Raw genomic sequence first — 17,261 nt, 5'->3', positions numbered from 1 at the left:
CCGGAAAATCGCTGTCGGGAAGAGTGATCGTACGATCATCTCTGGTCGTCGGCAGTGATTCTTCACCGTCAGGAAGGGAATGACCATGCCTCACCTCGACCACGTCGCCATCTGGGTCGCTGACCTCGACAGTGTCCGAGACTTCTACTCCCACTGGTTCGACGGGCACGCCAACGGCCTCTATGAGAACCCGAGGACCGGCCTGCGCACCCACATCCTCCACTTCGCTGAGACCCCGGCGGTCCAGCGGGGGACCCGCCTGGAGATCATGACCCGTCCTGAGCTCGCCGAGCACTGCGAGGCCGCCCAGCTGGGGTGGGCTCACGTCTCCTTCGGCCTGCCCGGGCGTGAGGACGTCGACCGCCTGGCCTCCCACATGTCCGAGGCCGGCGTGCCGGTCATTGACGGACCTCGCCAGACCGGTGACGGATACTACGAGGCCACCGTGCTTGACCCCGAGGGCAACCGTGTCGAGCTCGTTGCCTCCGACTACTCCGACGACGTCGCCCTGCGCCCGGCCTTCTGATCCGGACCTTCTGATCCGGAAAGCCCGCCCGGGGTCGCAGCCTGGGCATGCAGTGCGGGAATAGCGTGCACTGCCGCGGTGTTGAGTGGGAGCAGCTCGTCGACTCCATCGACGTGTAGATGGTGAGCACCTGGGTGTTTGCTTTCAATCCTGCACCAATCGCCTTGGTAAAGGCTGCCACCTGGCAGATCGGCAGATGGTGGCTGGTACGGTGGCAATACGCCATCGGGCCGCGCCGCCAGAGGCCATGAGAGGACACCCGGCACCCGCAATGAGCAGCACCATTACCTTCGATGCCGTCACCAAGTCGTACCCGGCCGGGAGGGGCTCCGGATCCGGTTCCCCCGCCGTAGACTCCTTCACCGCCCGCATTGAGGCCGGCACTACCACCGTCCTGCTGGGATCGTCCGGCTGTGGCAAGACGACCCTGCTGCGCATGGTCAACCGCATGGTGGAGCCCTCCAGCGGACGGGTCCTCATCGATGACGAGGACGTCGCCACCCGCGATGCCGTGGCCCTGCGTCGCTCCATCGGCTACGTCATGCAGAACGCGGGGCTGCTGCCGCACCGGCGCGTCATCGACAACATCACCCTCGTGCCCCGCCTCCAGGGTGCCGACCGCCACGACGCCCGGTGCCGGGCCCTTGAGCTCATGGACATGCTCGACCTTGACCGCGACCTGGCGGGGCGCTACCCCCACCAGCTCTCCGGCGGCCAGGCCCAGCGGGTCGGGGTCGCCCGGGCACTGGCCGCCGATCCCGAGGTGCTCCTCATGGACGAGCCCTTCGGAGCTGTCGACCCCCTCGTGCGTCGCGACCTCCAGCGCGAGATGGCCCGCATCCAGGCCGAGCTGGGGAAGACCATCATCTTCGTCACCCACGACGTCGACGAGGCCCTCGCCCTGGGCGACGAGATCATCCTCCTGCGCGAAGGTGCCCAGGTCGCCCAGCGCGGCAGCGGCCCCCAGCTGCTGGCCCACCCGGCCGACGACTTCGTCGCCCGCTTCCTCGGCCTCGACGACGCCGCCCGCCAGCTTCAGCTCACCGACGTCGCCGAGTCCCGGATCGTCCTGGACCGCGCCGGCCGCGCCGTCGGGCGCCTGGCCGACGAAGCCTCCACGGAGGCGGAGGAACGGGCATGAGCTGGGTCCTGGCCAACCTGCCCACCATCGCCGGGCACCTCCTGGCCCACCTTCTCCAGGCGGTTCCCGCGATCGTCGCCTCCTTCGTCCTGGCGATCCCCATCGCCCGGCTGGCCCGCGTGGCCCGGCCGTTGCGAGCCCTGCTGGTGACCGGCTCCTCGCTGCTCTACGCCGTCCCCTCCCTGGCGCTGTTCGTCATCCTCCCCATCATCCTGGCCACCGGCATCCGCGACCCGCTCAACGTCATCGTGGCCCTGACCCTCTACGGGCTGGCGCTCCTGGTTCCGGCCACCGCCGACGCACTCGACGCCGTTGACGCCCGCGTCCTGGACGCCGCCACCGCCATGGGCATGGGGCGCCTGCGCTGCTTCCTCACCGTCGAGCTGCCGCTGGCGGGCCCCGCTATCCTCACCGGCCTGCGCGTGGTGACGGTCTCGACGATCTCACTGACCACTGTCGGGGCGGTCCTCGGTGTGCGCAGCCTCGGCTGGCTGTTCACCGACGGCTTCCAGCGCGGCATCACCGCGGAGATCGTCACCGGCCTGGTGGCCACCGCGGCCCTGGCCCTCGTCCTGGACGGGCTCGTCCTCGCTCTGGGGCGGCTGTGCCTGCCCTGGACCTGGAAGCGCGCCGGCGACGCCGGGGCAGTCCCTGCCGCAGCCTGCGCAGCCGCCTCGAACAGTCAGGAGGGCAAGGCGTGAGGTTCGTTCTGGCCGCCCTGGCCTACATCGCCGATCCCGCTCACTGGAGCGGGGCCATGGGGATCGGCCCGCTGCTGGTCCAGCATGTCCTCTACTCCCTGGCCGGTGTCCTCATCGCCGCCCTCATCGGGGTCCCCGCCGGCTGGTGGGTGGGGCACACCGGACGCGGGCGCACCTGGGTGCAGCCGCTCAGCGGCATGGCCCGCTCCCTGCCCACCCTCGGCCTCATCACGCTGTTCGGCCTCGTTCTCGGGGTCGGCCTGAGCGCCCCCATGATCGCCTTCGTCATCCTGGCCCTGCCCAGTGTCCTGGCCGGAGCCATGAGCGGGGTGCGGGCGGCCTCAGTCATGGCCGTCGACGGCGCCCGGGCCAGCGGCATGAGCGAGCTGCAGGTGCTGGGCCGGGTCGAGATTCCCCTGGGAGCGCCGCTACTCGTCGGCGGGCTGCGCTCGGCCAGCCTCCAGGTCATCTCCACCGCCACACTGGCCGCCTACACCGGCGCCGGCGGGCTCGGCCGACTCATGTTCCTGGGCCTCAAGACCCAGGACTACGTCATGATGCTGGCCTCGGCGCTCCTGGTCATCTCCCTAGCCCTGGCCTCCGAGGCCATCTTCGCCCTCATCCAATGGGGGGTCACGCCCCCAGGTGCCCGGCAGCACCGGAAGGAATCAGCATGACTGCACCGTCCAACCCGCGCCCCGGCAAGCAGCTGACGCGACGCGGCCTGCTGGCCGGCGTCGGTGCGACCGCCGGCTTGCTCGCCCTGAGCGCCTGCTCCGACACCGACCCCTTCGCCGTCGACCAAGCCTCGGGAGGCTACTCCGGCGGCCCGATCATCATCGGCAGCCAGCAGTACTACTCCAACGAGATCATCGCCGAGCTCTACGCCCAGATGATGGAGAAGACGGGCCTGACCGTCACCCGCCAGTACCAGATCGGCCAGCGGGAGGTCTACCTGCCCGAGCTCGAGGCCGGCAAGATCCACGTCATCCCCGAGTACGGCGGCAACCTGCTGGAGTACTACAGCAAGACCTCCGCCTCAGGCAGTCCCACCGCCACCGCGCCCCCCTCCCGCGCCGCCGGCGATACCGCCTCCATCCAGGACACCCTGCTGAGGACCCTGCCGCACTCGCTGACCGTCCTGAACCCGGCCGAGGCGACGGATCAGGACTCCCTGACCGTCACCAAGGCCACCGCCCAGGCCCACTCCCTGACCTCCATCGGCGACTTGGCCTCACTGGGGCGGCCCATTACGATCGCCGCGAACTCGGAGTTCACCACCCGCCCATACGGCCCCAAGGGCCTCAAGGCCGTCTACGGCGTCGACGCCTCCGTCACGCCGGTGGAGGACTCCGGCGGGCCTCTGACCGTCAAGGCCCTCACCGACGGCACCGTCGACGTCGCCGACATCTACTCCTCCGATCCCGCCATCAGGGCCAAGGACCTCGTCATCCTGTCCGACCCCCAGATGCTCATCCTCCCGCAGAACGTCACCCCGCTGGTCTCCGCCTCACTGCCGGCCATCGCGGCCACCGCCATCAACCGGGTCTCGGCCCTGCTGACCCCCGACGAGCTGCGCTCCCTCAACCAGCGCTCCACCGGCGAGAAGCTCAGCTCCACGACCATCGCCACCGACTGGCTCACCTCCAAGAAGCTGCTCTGAGCGGCGAGAGGACCGCGGTGTCCGGTGTGTCAGTGATGACAGGGAGCGGGCGCGACGACAGTTGGTGATCTCTTGCATACAGTCACTCTCTTTCGGAAAGTGGGTGTGCGTGAGAGAGTTTAGTTGTTCGTTCAACAACTAACGCTCAAGGAGCTCTCATGTCCGTCCCCTCCATCTCCATCATCGGCGCCGGCAACATCGGATCGGCGGTCGCGAGTCTGGCGGTCAAGGCCGGTGCCAGTACTCAGGTCGTGGTGCGCGACGCCTCCAAGGCCACCGACCTGTCGGGCGTCGACGTCGCCGAGATCGGTTCACCCCTGACCGGTGACATCGTTGTCCTCGCCCTGCCCTACGCCGCCATCGACGAGGTCATTGCCACCTACGGTGCACAGGCCTTCGCCGGCAAGGTCGTCGTCGACCCGACCAACCCCCTGGACTTCACCACTCTCGACTCTCTCGTCCCGGCCGGTAGCTCCGCGAGCGCCGAGCTCGCAGCGAAGCTCCCGGACGCCCAGGTGGTCAAGGCCTTCAACACCGTCTTCGCCGCCGTCCTGGCGAGCGGCACCATCGGCGCCCGCCCGGCCACTGTCCTGGTCGCCTCCGACTCCGCAGAGGCCAAGGCGGGCCTGCGCTCCTTCGTCGAGGCCGCCGGACTGGCGTGGGCCGACGCCGGCGAGCTCAAGCGGGCAGAGCGTCTGGAGGCGCTCGGGGCACTGAACATCGCCCTGGGTGTCACGGAGCAGGTCGCTTGGACCGGCGGCCTCGCCGTCGTGTCAGAGTGAGCCCCGAGTGAGCCCCGAGTGAGCCCCGAGTAAGGCTCCCGGTTCGCAGGTAACCTGTCGCCTATGCCCGTCGTCGGCCACTCACACGCGTGGGAGGCCGACGACGGATCAGCGACCAAGCACACGAGGAGACGACGTGGCCGACACTGAGCAGCCGACCGGCACGCAGCAGGCGGGGGAGATGGCTCCCAACCCCTATAGCCGCAGTTGCCCCTCACGCGGCCTGCTCAAGTCGCTCGGCGACCTGTGGACCGTGCTCGTCGTCGGGGCGCTTCACGAAGCGGGCCGGCCGCAACGCTTCAAGGAGATATCGACCCGCGTCGACGGTATCTCCACCAAGATGCTCACCCAGACCCTCAGGGGCCTTGAGCGTGATGGACTCATCGAGCGCCATCAATACCCTGAGATCCCACCGCGAGTGACCTACGAGCTCACCGACTCAGGCAAGGGGCTGGCGGAGGCGCTGGCTCACGTCGAGACCTGGGCCACTGAGCACCTCGGCGCTGTCAGCCAGGCCCGGGCGCGCTACGACGCCGAGCACTGAGCATCCGTTGAAGCGCCCGCCGAGGGCGTTTCAAACGCGTCTACAGGTGCCGCCAGGTCTCCACGCGCCAGCGCGCGTCCCCGGATGCGGGGCGCCACTGGCCCTGCGGGTCGGAGAGGGCCGGATCGATGGCCCACTCCTGAGTGCTGATCCCCGGCGCGCGCACCAGCGCCGAGTCGGGCAGGCCGCGCTCGCGGGCCCGCTGCGTGGCATCCAGGTCCAAGACGCTGACGACGAGCACATCAGGCAGGCCGTCAGCCAGCGCCTGCTCGTAGACGCTCCCGCCACCGATGACCCACAGGCGGGGCAGCCCCGCAGCATCCCCGTCACGGGGATCGTGCCCCAGCTCAGCGGCCAGGCCCCGCGCCGCCAGCGAGAGCCCCTCGCGCAGCGAGCCGGCGCGGACCGCCCCCTCGGCCCGCCAGGAGCGGTCACGGGTGAGAACCACATTGCGCCGCCCGGGCAGGGGGCCTCCCAGTGAGTCCCAGGTGGTGCGCCCCATGACCAGCCCGCAGCCCATGGTCGTGGCCTTGAAGTGGGCGAAGTCCGCCGGCACGCGCCACAGCATGCCGCCGTCGGCCCCCAGGACGCCGGTGACGTCCTGGGCCCAGATCATCCCCAGGCCGCTCATACCGCGACCGGGGCCTTGATCGTGGGGTGGTGCTCGTAGCCCTGGGAGGCGTCGATGTCGTCCATGTCGTAGGCGTCGATGGACTCGGCCCGCTCCAGGCGCAGCGTGGGGAAGGGGTGGGCGCTGGGCACCCGGGAGAGCTGGGTGCGGACCTGCTCGACGTGGTTGTCGTAGATGTGGCAGTCTCCGCCGGTCCAGATGAGCTCACCGGGCTCCAGGTCCGCCTGCTGGGCGAGCATGTGGGCCAGCAGCGCGTAAGAGGCGATGTTGAAGGGTACCCCCAGGAACAGGTCGGCGCTGCGCTGGTAGATCTGCAGGCTCAGGCGGCCGTCGGCCACGTAGCACTGGAAGAAGGCGTGGCAGGGGGCCAGCGCCATGGATCCCAGCTCGGAGACGTTCCAGGCCGACACCAGCATGCGCCGCGAGTCCGGGTCGGTGCGTAGCGTGTCGATGAGTCCGGTGATCTGGTCGATCGTGCCTCCGTCCCGGGTGGGCCAGGAGCGCCACTGCGAGCCGTAGACCGGCCCCAGCTCACCGGAGTCATCGGCCCACTCGTCCCAGATCGTGATTCCCCGCTCCTGGAGCCAGCGCACGTTCGTCTCCCCGCGCAAGAACCACAGCAGTTCACCCTTGACGGCCTTCATGGCCACGAACTTCGTGGTGATACGCGGAAAGCCGCGGCGCAGGTCGTAGCGCAGCTGGCGGGCGAAGAGCGAACGCGTCCCAGTGCCGGTACGGTCGGACTTCGCGGCCCCGTTGGTCAGAACCTCGGCCAGTAGGTTCTCGTAGGCGACGTCTACGCCTGGCGGAGGGACGAGCCCCATCCGCGCCAGCGCCGGGTACTGACCGGCCGATGGCGAGGGCTCGCCGGCACTGTCGACTGCGCTCACGCCTCGATCACCTCGACATCGGGGCTGTCGACGTAGCCTCGCGCAGTGAGCTCTGGTCCCAGGGCCGCCTGCGCCCCCTCGATGACCTGGTTGGCCAGCGCCCGGCCCCCCGACCAGCCGATGGCGGCCCCGATCCCGAAGGGGAGGAGACGCCCCAGCGCCAGCGCCCCGCCCTTGGCGGCCGAGCGCTTGGCCACCCGCTTGATGAGGCGGGCGTTGATCGACTTCACCGACGGCAGGGGCATCTGCATGAGCACCTGAGCCGCCCAGAACATCGAGGACAGACCCAGCTGGCCCTGAACCGCCTCGGAGCCCTCCTTGCCCAGGAGGGCGGAGAGGACCAGAGCCCGACGGCGGTCGGCGTCGACGACGTGCACCCCCTGGATCTCCGCGACAGTCAGAACATAGGTGACGGCCGAGGCCATGAAGGCGGCGCTCTGGCCGACTGTCAGAGCTGCGGCCGCACCGGTTCCGATGGCCGGGATGGCCGCGGAGGCTCCGACGGCCCCCGATGACAGCCCCGCGTCCCGCCGGAATCGGGAGCCGGCCAGCTCGACGAGCTCGGCGGTGTCGGCCCCTGGGCGGTCCCGGCGCATCCGTGCGACGCGCTCCTCGATGCGGGAGGCCGGGATGGCGATGGCCTTGTCGAGGGCACGTTCCAGCGCTGTGGAGCGCCCGGAGTGGGAGGTGTTCACAGTGTTCTCCTTACCTGAGTGACGCAGGGGCCTCGGGGAGAGCGGCCGGTTCAAGGGTCGGGGTGCTGAGTGCTCAGTCCTCGTTGGGGTCGACGATCGTCGTCGTGTAGGAAGCGCCGTGCTCGATGGTGTGACCCACGGTGCAGTGACGGTCCACGGCTCCGGCGACCCGCTGGCTGAGCAGCTCACGCTGCTCAGCGTCGAGGGAGGACAGGTCAGTGACGATCTCGACCTGGAAGGACTCGTAGCGTTCCTCGGCGTCGTTCTTGACGGTCGAGCAGCCCACGGTGGCCTCGAAGTCCTCGCCCAGGGCCTTGGCCAGACGGTGGTCGGCGGACAGGGTGTTGCAGGTGGCCAGGGCGATCTTCATCAGCTCACCGGGCGAGAACTCGCCCGGGCCCATACCAATGCGGACCTCGGCGCCCGAGGAGTTGCGGCCGATGTACTGACGGGTGCCCGCGCGCTCGGCCCACACGGCGTTAGGGGCGGAGGCGGCAGTGTTGGAAGTGCTCATGGCCTGATCGTGCCATGAAACCGGGCGAGACTCAGCGGTGGAATCGGCGTACAGCCCGGTGCTGCGCCACTGGCGGACAGGGGCGCAGCACGGGAATAACGCCGCTGGGCGACGCAGCGCACAGTCAGTGATCTGTGCGTGATCCGTGAGTGATCGGGGCGTGATGAAGACGTGGGTCAGTGCTCGGCGAGCCAGGCGGTGGCCCGGCTCTCCTCATCGGCGACGACGCGGCCCACCATGCCCATGGCCTTCTCCTCGATGGTCTTGCCGACCAGTGGCACAGTGACCTTGAGGTCGACGTCGACGGTGACGGTGGTGGCCTCACCGGCGGACTCCGCGGCGGGAGCCATGGTGGAGGTGGCACTGACCTTGACCGGGGCGTTCTTGACCTTCACGTCGTAGCCGCCGGAGCGTGAGCCGTCATCCTTCGGCTCGCCCCAGGACTCGGCTACGGAGAAGGACACCGCCGAGCGCACGAACCGTGAGGCGACCGAGGGCAGCTGGGAGGGCTGGATGCTTCCGGCGATGGTGGCCACGAAGCCCTGGCCTCGCTGGGCGACGTCCACCGAGGCGTTGTCGAGCCCGGCCCGTGAGACCCGCGCCTCCTGGTAGGCGGGGTCGGCGAGCATCTGCGCGGTGCGTGCCGGAGATGCGGGATAGGTGATGGTGATGGTCTTCCTCATGGTGCGATCCTGTCATGTTTCGCCGGTCCGGGGCATGTTCCGACCTCCGCGGGGACGGAGGCCAAGGCGCGCTCGTGCGGTTGAATGCGGGATCGCTCAGTTCCCGAACATGTGTCCTGCTTGGCAATTAGCCGGCTCAACGAGCCGGTTCCGCTCACTGCCGATAACCTTGAGAGGTGCCTAATCTTCTGCCTAGCGCCCTGAGAGACGCAGTCGACCTCGCCGAGGCCGACCTCGACTGGATCCACCAGCTGGTGGCCGACTGGCAGCTGATTGCGGACCTATCCACCTCCGACCTGGTCCTGTGGGTGCGTACCCGTGCGGGGCGCTTCATCGCCGCGGGCCACACCCGCCCCTCGGGGGGAACCACCGTCCACCTCGAGGACGTCGTCGGGCGGCGCATGCCGGCCTCGCGTGAGGCCATGGCCATGGAATCACTGTCCACCGCCCAGATCCAGGACGCGGCCGAGCCCTACTGGACCGGTACCGCCGCGGTCCAGGAGGAGTACATCCCGGTCGTTCACGCCGGTACGCCGATCGCCGTCGTGACTCGGGAGACCTCGGTGGGCGTTATCCGGGGCGGGCGCATCGTTGAGCGGGAGATGGAGGAGATCGCCGAGGTCCTGTGCCAGATGACCGCCTCGGGCGACTTCCCCATCCAGGGCGCCGGCACCACGATCCGCCACGGTACGCCGCGCGTGGCCGACGGCGTCCTGCGTCTGGACGAGGAGGGGCGGATCGTCTACGTCAGCCCCAACGGGCGCTCCTGCTTCCACCGCCTGGGCATCGAGGGCGAGCTGGAGGGGATCCTGCTGGCCGAGGCCGTCACCTCGATCATTCCCGCCCGTACCCCCGTCGATGAGACGCTGGCCGTGGTCCTCATGGGGAGGCAGGCCTGGCTCACCGAGGTCGAGGTCGGGGGAGTGTTCCTGTCTGTGCGCTCCATCCCCCTGGCGCGCAAGGGGCGCCGTTCCGGGGCAGTGCTCCTGGTGCGCGACGTCACCGAGGTGCGTCGGCGCGAGCAGGTCCTGCTCAACAAGGACGCCACCATCCGGGAGGTCCACCACCGGGTCAAGAACAACCTGCAGACCGTCTCGGCGCTGCTGCGTATGCAGGCCCGCCGTGCCTCGAACGAGGAGACCCGCCAGGCTCTGTCCGAGGCCGAGCGCCGGGTGACCACCATTGCCACCGTCCACGACGCTTTGAGCCACAACGTCAATGAGCATGTGGACTTCGACGAGGTCTTCTCCTCCATCCTGCGCATGGCCGCGGTCGTGGCCACGCCCACGGGCGAGGTCAGCACCAAGCTGGAGGGCTCCTTCGGAGTGGTCGACGCTGACACGGCGCAGGCGCTGGCCACGGTGCTGGCCGAGCTCGTGACCAACGCCGTCGAGCACGGCCTCGATGGCCGCGACGGCCGCGTGACGGTCACGGCCCACCGTGACGAGGACCGGCTCGAGGTCCACGTGATGGACAACGGTGCGGGCCTGGCGCCGGACACCCTCATGACCGGACTGGGAACACGGATCGTCACCACGCTTGTGCGCGGGGAACTGCGCGGGGTCATTGACTGGGAGCCTCTGAGTGGAGGGGGCACCGACGTCGTCATTCATGCCCGCCTTCACCAGAGGGCTGCCAGGGCTGAAGCCTGACCTTTCCTTTTCCCGCTGTAGAGAACCACTGGATCAACAAAACGGTGTTCGCACGATTAAGCGTGCGAACACCGCAGTGTCAAGAACTCGATCAGTTTTCAGGAGGACCGGCGGGCCCTGGCCGCCCGGCGCTTGAGAGAACGGCGCTCGTCCTCGCTCATGCCTCCCCAGACGCCGGCGTCCTGGCCGTTCTCCAGTGCCCACTTCAGGCAGGTGTCCACCACCTCGCAGCGGCCGCACACCTCTTTTGCCTTGGCGATCTGGGCAATGGCGGGACCTGTGTTCCCCACGGGGAAGAAGAGCTCCGGGTCAACGGTGAGACATGCGGCTTGGCTGCGCCAGTCCATAAGGGCCCCCTACAAGGTCATCGGTCATGCGGTTGGCGCCGACCCAGCTTGTCAGGGAACGGCGGCCGCGTCCGAGAACAACTTTCACACGACGGGGGGCGGTGGGCAAGACCTCGATCATGAGACCTGTGCCGATACCCTGTCGTGATCCTCACAGGATGCTGAGGTACTCAGATAACACCACTTTCCTTCATTGAGAATGCCTGTTAAACAGGGTGTTCAATAGGACGATCATTGTCTTCGGGCCGGGGTAGCACGATCTGAATGGGCAGGCACGTTCCGCGATAGACGAGTGCCCCACGACCGGGCAGCGTCATCGCTCTGGGGTCGGTGACCGTCCGCAAGGAGATGCCGGCGGCCTGATCGGCAGGGCGCATGCCGGGCCACAGCACGACGAGCGCCTCACGCTCACGCATCGTGGAGATCGCGCCGCGGAAGGTCGTGGCGACCTTCTCCGTCGAGGCGGAGGCCAGGACCACCTCGGAGCGCGCCAGCGCGGCCTCCACCTGAGTGGCGGTGGCGATGTCCGCCAGGTCCAGGTCGTCAACGACGAGGGGGTCGGAGGCCATCGCCTGGGCCAGTGCCCGCAGCGCCGTGGAGCGCCCCGAGCCGGGAGGCCCGGCGACCAGGACGCTGGTGTGAGCCGGAAGCGTGACCGGTGCCGCCGCGTCTCCTCCCACAGCCCAGGTGCCCTCCGGGACGTCCTCCCAGGTGGGCCGGGTCGGCAGTGGTTCGAGTCGTAGCGCGTGGCCGACGTTGCGCTCGCAGGCGGATCCCGGGCAGTCCTCACGGAGCACGATCTGGCAGGCGGTTGTCGTCGCCCCGTCCAGGATGACGCCGCGCCCCGGGGCGCCGCCGGTGACCACCCCGCGTGGAAGACCAGCGAGAGCGGCCTGCGTGCCGGTGGCCGCACCGAGAACCAGCCTGAGCCCCATGGAGGCGGCCCATCGGGAGGTGGAGGCTGCCAAGGGGGCGGTCAGCAGCAGGGGAGTGCCCGTCGCGGAGGCGGTACGGATGACGGCCTCCAACAGGGCGTTGCCCTGGCCGGGTCCCAGCACCTCATCAATGGTCGGGACGAGAGCGTCGACGTTGTCGAGGCACAATAGGTCCCCGCCGAGGTGTCCGCTGGCGGCGAGTCCCCACAGCCGGGTCAGACGTCGCGGGTCCTCCGTACCGACCACGGTGCCCAGCCCGGGGTGGCTGAGGAGCCCGCGCACGGAGCAGGCCATGTCCGTGGTCTGGCCGGAGGCGATAGTGGTTGTGGGAGCGAAGCCGCACAGGTGCACCCCTCTGCCCGAGCCCAGCGCCGCCGTCGCTGCGGAGGCAACGAGAGTGGAGCGCCCCGACCTCGGGGCCCCGAGGACCAGCAGCGGGCGAGTGACCCGCCACTGCCACACCCCCAGGCTCTGCCGGCGAGGAAGGTCGGTCACGGCCAGGAGAAGACGGTCATCGTCGTGCCCGGACAGTGGAGCGTGGTCGGCAGGGTCGGCCGTGACCAGCGGCTCCTGCTCCTCACGCTCACCCGGTGCCTGGGGGCCTCGGAGCCGAACCAGCTCGAGTGCCCCGGCCGCGCTGATCGAGGTGGGCAGGGCCGGCGCCCAGGGACGCCACGGGGCGGCGTGACCCTCGGCTGCCCGTGAGATGAGGTCGACGATCCCCTGAACCTCACTCGCCGAGCCGCACCAGGGGGCCTGAAGCACCTGACTGCCAGGGTCGGGAGAACCACTGGCCCCGTCGCCGAGACCTTGCCGGTCAGCGGCGCTGTCTTGAGCGCCGCCGGCGCCACTGACCAGGACCCTGCCGGGATGATGACCGAGCCGGGCGGCCCCGTCGTGTCCCAGGACGTCCCGGGAGTCAGCGGCGTCGAGCACCCGCAGGCACACTCGTAAGGAGGTGTTGGCCCGAATCGCCGGGGATATTGCCCCCTGAGGGCGCTGCGTGGCCAGAATGAGGTGGATTCCCAGGCTGCGCCCTTGGGCGGCGATACGCACCAGGGACTCCAGGACCTCTGCGTGCTCGCCGGCCAAGGTGGCGAACTCGTCCACCGCTACCACCAGATCGGGCACGACAACCTGCGGTGGCAGGCAGGACAGGTCCTTGGCGCCGTGTGCGGCCAGGATCCGCTCGCGGCGGCGCACCTCGGCCTCCAAGGAGGACAGGGCTCGCTGGGTGCCGGCGGGATCCAGATCCGTCAGCACCCCGGCCGTGTGCGGCAGGCCGGCCAGAGGGCCGAAGGCGGCGCCGCCCTTGTAGTCGACGAGGACCAGGGTGAGGCGATCCGGCGCTCGGCTCAGCGCCAGCTGCACCAGCCACGAGATGAGCAGCTCGGACTTGCCTGAGCCCGTGGTCCCGGCCAGCAGGGCGTGTGGACCGTCCGCCACCAGGTCGGCACGCACCGGTCCTCGTACTCCCACTCCGAGCACTGCCGACAGCGCCTGCGCGCCCCGGGCCGGCGAGTGCGTCTGATCCTCCCACCGTGCCTGCAGCTCGTGGGCGTCGAAGTCGTCCATGACCGTGCTGAGGGGGACCAGATCGGGAATGCCTTCGGCCTGGGACGAGGACCCGCGTGGTGACCTGATCCGGGAGCGGCTCAGGTGACAAACCGCCCCCCACCAGGTCGGTGAGCACGACGGCGCCCCATCCGGAGCGGGCCGCGTGCTCAGCGCCTGGGGTGGGACCCCGTCATGAGAGCAGGTCACTATCTGCGCGCAGCGAGGGTGGGCCTGCGGGCCCCAGGAGAGGCGGACCCCCAGCCGGTCGCCTGTCTCCTCACGCTCCACACCGCCCCGATAGCCGGCGCGTTCATCCGACGGGGCACCCGGTGGGACATCCAGTATGGTCAACCGGACCTCATCGCGGGCCAGGAGCTGGGCGCACCACCATCTGAGCGCACTGCCCGCGCCCCTGCCCACCAGGGCCAGGCTCTCACCGTCGCAGAGCGACAGGACGCAGCGTCGTCGTCGCCCGGCACTCCATGCGGCCAGGTTCTCCTGACCGGCGGAGGCAGGCGTCGTCGAGCCCTCGGCCTGGGGGCCATGGACGGACTGAGACATGCTGGAGCGCGCGGCGACGGCCAGCAGCATCGTGGCAGGGTCCGGCTCTCCGCGCCTCCAACCCGGTCGGCCGCCCCGGCGGCGCCGGCGAGCGTGCCATCGGCCTCCACCGGCCCGCCCGGTGCGCCCGGCGCGCTGGGTTCTCCGTTGTTGCAGGAAGGGCACCAGGCGCATGATCGTCATCGCGACCATCGGCGCCACCATGACCATGCCCATCGCGCCGCGGCTCCCCGTCCTGAGCGCGATGACCGCCGAGCCGGCCATGACCAGGACACAGACCAGTGAGCCCGCCATCAACCACGCCGTTGACGATCCCGACGTCGTGGGGGCGACTACCACCAGGTCGAAGGGGCGCCTACGCAGCTCGAGCACGCTGTTCCCCAGCCGCAGGAGCGTCCCCTCCTTCATCCTCATCTCCCGGCGCACACGCAGCCACAGCCCCAGGTGCCAGTAGCGATAGGAGCCGTTGGCCGATCCGCAGTCCTGCGCCAGGACCCGGCCGCCGTGGAGTCGCAGGCGCAGATGACGGCGGGAGACCAAGGGATCGCTGAGGACCTCGCCGCGGCCCAGGAGGGCGCCGTCCCTGACGGCCATTACCAGGCCCAGGTCGGGACCGTCCAGGACGGCAAGGTGCCACGGGCCGGCCACGGCGGCCAGAGCCGCGTCCGCTGCCGCCTCACCTGCCGAGCGTCGGAACAACGAGGACGAGGCCTCTCCCGGCAGGAACGAGTGGAGGTCCAGGACGTCGGCGGTAGAGCTCATTCGTCCAGAATCGCCGTAGGGGCTCGTCGCGTCATTTTCAGGCAATCCCGGGTGTGGACAACCTCGCCGTTCGGGGATGCTCATGGTCACTGTGGACACTGGCGCAACCCGGTGTGAACCCGCTTGGGAGAAGATGGTCTCATGACTGACACCGATGCGCCTCGCGGCTCCGCTCCCGCCCCGGCTCTCTCCTCGGCACGCTCCGATCAGCGCGGCCCCGTGGATCTGAGTGCCATCCCCTCCGCCGCCCGGGAGCGCTGGAGCGAGCTGGTGCGTGACATCGAGGCCGCCCGCGACGCCTACTACAACGCCATCGATGCCGAGAGCCCCCTGTCCGACGCCGACTACGACCTCCTCTACCGTGAGCTGGAGGAGCTGGAGGCGGCTTACCCCCTCCTGGCCCGAGCCGGATCACCGACCCGCTCCGTGGGCGGGCGCGCCGTCACCGACTTCGCCCCCGCCCCGCACCACGAGCGCATGTACTCCCTTCAGGACGTCTTCTCCCTCGACGAGGTCCAGGAGTGGGCCGAGCGCATGGTCTCCGAGACCGGGGTCGGCGACGACGAGCTCGCCATGACCGCCGAAGTCAAGATCGACGGCCTGGCCGTAGCCCTGACCTACGAGGACGGCATCCTCACCCGGGCCGCTACCCGGGGGACGGCACCACCGGCGAGGACGTCACCGGCAATGTGCGCACCATCGCCTCGGTCCCCCTGGTCCTGGCCGGCGACGCCCACCCCTCCCTGCTCGAGGTGCGCGGCGAGGTCTACTTCCCCACCCAGGAGTTCGAGGCCTTCAACGAGGAGCGCCGCACCCGCAACGTGCAGCGGCAGGCCGACGGAGCCCCCCTCCTGCAGGTCTTCGCCAACCCCCGCAATGCGGCCGCCGGCTCGCTGCGCCAGAAGAACCCCGCTGTCACCGCCTCCCGGCCTCTGGCGATGATCGCCCACGGGGTCGGTGCGATCACCCCTGCACCGGGGGAGAGGCTCCCTACCCGCCAGCACGAGTGGTATGAGCTGCTGGCCGGCTGGGGGCTGCCGGTATCCCCCTACAACGCCGTGGTGAGGGGACGCGCCGAGCGCGAGGCCTACATCGAGCGCTACGCCACCCACCGCCACGACCTCATCCACGAGATCGACGGCATCGTCTTCAAGCTCGACGACCACTCCCTTCAGCGCCGCCTGGGGCACACCTCCCGAGTGCCCCGCTGGGCCACCGCCTACAAGTACCCGCCCGAGGAGGTACGCACCCGGTTGCTGGACATCGCCGTCCAGGTCGGGCGCACCGGTCGCGTCACGCCCTTCGGCATGATGGAGCCGGTCCTGGTCGCCGGCTCGACGGTGGCACGCGCCACCCTTCACAACGCCACCGAGGTGGCCCGCAAGGGCGTGCGCATCGGCGACATGGTCATCGTGCGCAAGGCCGGCGACGTCATCCCCGAGATCCTCGGGCCGGTCGCCGACCTGCGTGACGGCAGCGAGAGGGACTTCGTCATGCCGACGCACTGCCCCTCCTGCGGCACCGAGCTGGCGCCGGCCAAGGCCGGCGACGTCGACCTGCGCTGCCCTAATACCCGGTCCTGCCCCGCCCAGCTCACTGAGCGGATCGCTCACATCGGTTCCCGGGGCGCCCTCGACGTCGAAGGGCTGGGAGACGAGGCCGCCGGCGCCCTGACTCGACCCGACGCCGGACGCCGCGAGGCCCTGACCGCGCTCGCGGCGGGGCGGAGCCTGGAGACCGAAGGCGGACGGCTCAGCCTCCCGCCCGGCGAGCTCGACTCCCTCCACATCTCCCAGCGGGTGGAGGCCGTTGAGGAGCTCCTGAGGCAGGCGGGGATCACCGAGCAGACACCGGTGCTCACCGGCGAGGCCGCCCTGTTCGACCTGACCGAGGACGACCTGCGCGAGGTCTTCGTCTGGCGCCCGGTCTCCCGTCGCGGGGTCCCCACCGGGGACTGGCGCCTGAGCCGGTTCTTCTGGACCAAGCAGACCTATGACGCCGACGGTCGGGTCAAGAAGGCGACGGCGCCGGGGAAGAACGCCACCGCCATGCTCTCCCAGCTCCGCCAGGCCCGCAGCCGCCCGCTGTGGCGCATCCTGGTGGCTCTGTCGGTGCGCCACGTCGGTCCGACGGCCGCCCGGGCCCTGGCGGCGCGCTTCAGGTCCTTGGAGGCCCTGTGTCAGGCCGATGTCGCCGAGTTGGCCGAGGTCGACGGTGTCGGCCCCACCATTGCTGAGTCCTGGGTCAGGTGGCGTGAGGTCGACTGGCACCGTGAGATCCTCAGCCGCTGGGAGGCCGCCGGGGTCCGTACCCGGGAGGAGGACTCGGAGGAGCAGGAGGAGCCGGCGCGGACCCTGGAGGGCCTGACCGTCGTCGTCACCGGCTCCCTGGAGGGATTCACCCGGGACAGCGCCAAGGAGGCCATCGTCTCGCGCGGCGGCAAGGCATCGGGCAGCGTCTCGAAGAAGACGAGCTTCGTCGTCGTGGGGGACAAGGCGGGCTCCAAGGAGACCAAGGCCCGCGAGCTGGGACTGACGATCCTTGACGAGGAGGGCTTCGTGGCGCTCCTGGAAGGCGGACCCCAGGCGGTCTCCTGAGAACGCACGAAGGGGGCGGGGCACCTCCTTGTCAGGAGGTGCCCCGCCCCCTTCGCGACTCGGCTGTTACTGGCGCTGAT

Annotated in this window: 15 protein-coding genes and 1 pseudogene; 9 read left to right on the top strand and 7 right to left on the bottom strand. The window is 69.8% G+C overall.

Features of this window, described 5'->3' with window-relative positions; translation table 11 throughout:
- Positions 1 to 85 precede the first annotated feature (85 nt).
- From AXE84_RS01035 to AXE84_RS01005, 7 genes are all read left to right on the top strand, one after another.
- A complete protein-coding gene (locus AXE84_RS01035; protein WP_236750083.1) occupies positions 86 to 526 on the top strand; it encodes a VOC family protein in 441 nt (146 codons plus the stop codon).
- A gap of 271 nt (positions 527 to 797) precedes the next feature.
- Entirely contained in the window at positions 798 to 1,667 is an 870-nt protein-coding gene (locus tag AXE84_RS01030) for an ABC transporter ATP-binding protein (protein WP_060956524.1), read from the top strand.
- Positions 1,664 to 2,368: an ABC transporter permease gene (locus AXE84_RS01025; protein WP_060956523.1), complete on the top strand. Its 705-nt coding sequence runs from the start codon at positions 1,664 to 1,666 to the stop codon at positions 2,366 to 2,368. Before AXE84_RS01030 ends, AXE84_RS01025 begins: the two co-directional genes overlap by 4 nt.
- On the top strand, positions 2,365 to 3,045 hold the full coding sequence (locus tag AXE84_RS01020; RefSeq protein ID WP_060956522.1) for an ABC transporter permease: 681 nt from the start codon (positions 2,365 to 2,367) through the stop codon (positions 3,043 to 3,045). The genes AXE84_RS01025 and AXE84_RS01020 overlap by 4 nt, the downstream gene beginning before the upstream one ends.
- Positions 3,042 to 4,031 carry an ABC transporter substrate-binding protein gene (locus AXE84_RS01015; RefSeq protein ID WP_060956521.1) on the top strand — a complete coding sequence of 330 codons (990 nt, stop codon included), beginning with the start codon at positions 3,042 to 3,044 and terminating at the stop codon, positions 4,029 to 4,031. Before AXE84_RS01020 ends, AXE84_RS01015 begins: the two co-directional genes overlap by 4 nt.
- Before the next feature lie 158 nt (positions 4,032 to 4,189).
- Positions 4,190 to 4,813: an NADPH-dependent F420 reductase gene (locus tag AXE84_RS01010; protein ID WP_060956520.1), complete on the top strand. Its 624-nt coding sequence runs from the start codon at positions 4,190 to 4,192 to the stop codon at positions 4,811 to 4,813.
- Positions 4,814 to 4,949: 136 nt separating this feature from the next.
- Complete coding sequence (locus AXE84_RS01005; RefSeq protein ID WP_081093007.1) at positions 4,950 to 5,357, top strand: winged helix-turn-helix transcriptional regulator; 408 nt, start codon at positions 4,950 to 4,952, stop codon at positions 5,355 to 5,357.
- A 40-nt stretch (positions 5,358 to 5,397) separates the two neighbouring features.
- Here the strand turns inward: AXE84_RS01005 and AXE84_RS01000 are convergent, their stop codons facing one another.
- The 5 genes from AXE84_RS01000 to AXE84_RS00980 all read right to left on the bottom strand — a co-directional run bounded on the left by AXE84_RS01000 (position 5,398) and on the right by AXE84_RS00980 (position 8,770).
- Entirely contained in the window at positions 5,398 to 5,988 is a 591-nt protein-coding gene (locus AXE84_RS01000) for a dihydrofolate reductase (protein WP_060956519.1), read from the bottom strand.
- A complete protein-coding gene (locus tag AXE84_RS00995; RefSeq protein ID WP_060958093.1) occupies positions 5,985 to 6,812 on the bottom strand; it encodes a thymidylate synthase in 828 nt (275 codons plus the stop codon). Before AXE84_RS00995 ends, AXE84_RS01000 begins: the two co-directional genes overlap by 4 nt.
- A gap of 62 nt (positions 6,813 to 6,874) precedes the next feature.
- Positions 6,875 to 7,573 carry a hypothetical protein gene (locus AXE84_RS00990; RefSeq protein WP_060956518.1) on the bottom strand — a complete coding sequence of 233 codons (699 nt, stop codon included), beginning with the start codon at positions 7,571 to 7,573 and terminating at the stop codon, positions 6,875 to 6,877.
- 73 nt (positions 7,574 to 7,646) lie between these two features.
- Complete coding sequence (locus AXE84_RS00985; protein ID WP_060956517.1) at positions 7,647 to 8,087, bottom strand: OsmC family protein; 441 nt, start codon at positions 8,085 to 8,087, stop codon at positions 7,647 to 7,649.
- A gap of 176 nt (positions 8,088 to 8,263) precedes the next feature.
- Positions 8,264 to 8,770, bottom strand: a complete 507-nt coding sequence (locus AXE84_RS00980; protein WP_060956516.1) for a DUF2505 domain-containing protein — start codon at positions 8,768 to 8,770, stop codon at positions 8,264 to 8,266.
- Positions 8,771 to 8,946: 176 nt separating this feature from the next.
- Here AXE84_RS00980 and AXE84_RS00975 point away from each other — a divergent pair, with 176 nt between their 5' ends.
- Complete coding sequence (locus tag AXE84_RS00975; RefSeq protein ID WP_060956515.1) at positions 8,947 to 10,422, top strand: sensor histidine kinase; 1,476 nt, start codon at positions 8,947 to 8,949, stop codon at positions 10,420 to 10,422.
- A gap of 98 nt (positions 10,423 to 10,520) precedes the next feature.
- On the opposite strand, the gene AXE84_RS00970 is transcribed toward AXE84_RS00975, so the two are convergent.
- Positions 10,521 to 10,769 carry a WhiB family transcriptional regulator gene (locus tag AXE84_RS00970; protein WP_003779481.1) on the bottom strand — a complete coding sequence of 83 codons (249 nt, stop codon included), beginning with the start codon at positions 10,767 to 10,769 and terminating at the stop codon, positions 10,521 to 10,523.
- Between the two features lie 206 nt (positions 10,770 to 10,975).
- A complete protein-coding gene (locus tag AXE84_RS00965) occupies positions 10,976 to 14,584 on the bottom strand; it encodes an FtsK/SpoIIIE domain-containing protein (protein ID WP_236750082.1) in 3,609 nt (1,202 codons plus the stop codon).
- 141 nt (positions 14,585 to 14,725) lie between these two features.
- Here AXE84_RS00965 and ligA point away from each other — a divergent pair.
- Positions 14,726 to 17,181: pseudogene (gene ligA / locus AXE84_RS00960) on the top strand (NAD-dependent DNA ligase LigA).
- The last annotated feature ends 80 nt before the right edge of the window (positions 17,182 to 17,261 follow it).

Origin of the sequence: Actinomyces oris, from assembly GCF_001553935.1 — a bacterium.
GTDB lineage: Bacteria > Actinomycetota > Actinomycetes > Actinomycetales > Actinomycetaceae > Actinomyces > Actinomyces oris_A.
This window is presented reverse-complemented; position numbering and strand designations above follow the sequence as displayed.

Excerpts from the sequence above, each read along its gene's own strand:
- AXE84_RS01035 (WP_236750083.1), top strand. The coding sequence starts at position 86 with ATGCCTCACCTCGACCACGTCGCCATCTGGGTCGCTGACCTCGACAGT.
- AXE84_RS00980 (WP_060956516.1), bottom strand. The coding sequence starts at position 8,770 with ATGAGGAAGACCATCACCATCACCTATCCCGCATCTCCGGCACGCACC.
- AXE84_RS01030 (WP_060956524.1), top strand. The coding sequence starts at position 798 with ATGAGCAGCACCATTACCTTCGATGCCGTCACCAAGTCGTACCCGGCC.
- AXE84_RS00965 (WP_236750082.1), bottom strand. The coding sequence starts at position 14,584 with ATGAGCTCTACCGCCGACGTCCTGGACCTCCACTCGTTCCTGCCGGGA.
- AXE84_RS01000 (WP_060956519.1), bottom strand. The coding sequence starts at position 5,988 with ATGAGCGGCCTGGGGATGATCTGGGCCCAGGACGTCACCGGCGTCCTG.
- AXE84_RS00970 (WP_003779481.1), bottom strand. The coding sequence starts at position 10,769 with ATGGACTGGCGCAGCCAAGCCGCATGTCTCACCGTTGACCCGGAGCTC.
- AXE84_RS00985 (WP_060956517.1), bottom strand. The coding sequence starts at position 8,087 with ATGAGCACTTCCAACACTGCCGCCTCCGCCCCTAACGCCGTGTGGGCC.
- AXE84_RS01010 (WP_060956520.1), top strand. The coding sequence starts at position 4,190 with ATGTCCGTCCCCTCCATCTCCATCATCGGCGCCGGCAACATCGGATCG.
- AXE84_RS00995 (WP_060958093.1), bottom strand. The coding sequence starts at position 6,812 with ATGGGGCTCGTCCCTCCGCCAGGCGTAGACGTCGCCTACGAGAACCTA.
- AXE84_RS01025 (WP_060956523.1), top strand. The coding sequence starts at position 1,664 with ATGAGCTGGGTCCTGGCCAACCTGCCCACCATCGCCGGGCACCTCCTG.
- AXE84_RS01015 (WP_060956521.1), top strand. The coding sequence starts at position 3,042 with ATGACTGCACCGTCCAACCCGCGCCCCGGCAAGCAGCTGACGCGACGC.